The sequence below is a fragment of the Parendozoicomonas verongulae genome (assembly GCF_009711465.1).
GTDB classification, from domain to species: Bacteria; Pseudomonadota; Gammaproteobacteria; order Pseudomonadales; family Endozoicomonadaceae; genus Sansalvadorimonas; species Sansalvadorimonas verongulae.
This window is the reverse complement of sequence record NZ_SMME01000577.1, coordinates 198-1582: the sequence shown is the minus strand read 5'-3', so window position 1 is coordinate 1582 and position 1385 is coordinate 198. Positions and strand designations below refer to the sequence as shown.

Here is a 1385-nt window from a genome sequence, read left to right as displayed (position 1 = left end):
TAAGCTTTTAACAGTAGTGGATACTGTGTTACAGAGGCAAAATTTCTAAGGTAGTCATCGTAGCTAGCTTCAAGCTTTTCTTGTTTATCTTTACACTGAATGACGAAGAATATTGTTCGAATATCTGTTTTTTCCAAACTGACCGGGAAAGGGGGCAATCCGGCTGCACTGCGTTCCACGACGGGAAGTCGGCCTTTATTGATCCAGCTCCAGCCAGTTCTTATCGCCACTTTATTCATGGCCCGCAAGAACGTTTGGGAAAATCCGTGCACGTCAGACACAGGCTTAATTTTGTAATCCGTTGTCCGGTCGGAGAAAACCCAGCTCAGTGGACGGGTAAGGTGCTGGTAAAAGCGTTCCAGAGCCTGCTCTGCTGCTTTTTCCCACTTGGGAATGAATGCCATGTCTTCAAGCGTATCCAAAATGCCAGCGGTGGGTATCAACTGCACTTGCCAATAAGCATAATCGACCAGAGCATAAAGACGAGTGGGGGGCAGAACGCCTGCAGCGGATGCCTGAAGAAAGCACTTCAGGAATCGGTAAGTGCTTTGTTTCAGCCTGAAGAGTTCCTGATCATAATATTTATCGCTTTTACCACCAATCTGTTGTATCCGGTGTTGGATAATGTCGGTAAACAATAGATCTATATCAAATCCGTGCTTAATAAGAACTGTAATGACATCAGTTCTTTGCAGGTAATAACAAATGTTTGCATACTCATACTGGTCACCAACTTTGAGCCTATCAAGTAGCTGGCGATAGCTATCTTCTGTCACACAATTGTTTTTGATTTGTTCAGAGAGAGTGTTTGTCAGATCGCAGGTGGGATCAGAAGGGTCAAACTCAATGTTTTTTCCAGTATTATCACGAACATGTTCTGGAAAGTCTGGTGTGTGCACGGATATTGAGCAGTTTCCTCCTCCCCCCAGATTGACCATGCGCCACGTTTTGCCTTTATCCAGACTGACTTCAGCGTATTGATGTGAGGCATTGGTCACGAGTCTGGCCGGTATCCCAAAGTAATGACAGAGCACCTGAAAAACCTGACAGCGTTCCTGGCAGACTCCCTGTTTCGCCTGTATTAACGCCACCAGTCCTTCCAGCCCACAGCCCGGTACACTCATGCTCGAAGAAAATGATTTCACCCAGCAAATAAGTTGATAAAGCCGTTTGGACGGGCTTAATAAGGCGAGTTGCTGTAGCTCCTCAAGGTTAGGGTTGCCGGCAGGCGAACAGTCAAACACATCGTCTTTCAATTCTTGCTGAACAGTGGGATGGCATATACCTTCAATCACTTGAACAAACTCGTCTCTTCTTATGTTCTGCAAAGAGGTCTTGCTGGGGTCTACGATATAATCCACAGTCACGGTTTTGGTGATGTTTGA

General features: G+C 45.8%; 1 protein-coding gene and 1 pseudogene. Both read right to left on the bottom strand.

Features of this window, described 5'->3' with window-relative positions:
• The coding region (locus E1189_RS24810; RefSeq protein ID WP_230459982.1) for a hypothetical protein at positions 1–776 on the bottom strand (776 nt) is incomplete at its 3' end.
• A gap of 162 nt (positions 777–938) precedes the next feature.
• Positions 939–1244 (bottom strand): annotated as a pseudogene (locus E1189_RS26105) (transglutaminase-like domain-containing protein); the annotation flags it as partial.
• Positions 1245–1385 lie beyond the last annotated feature (141 nt).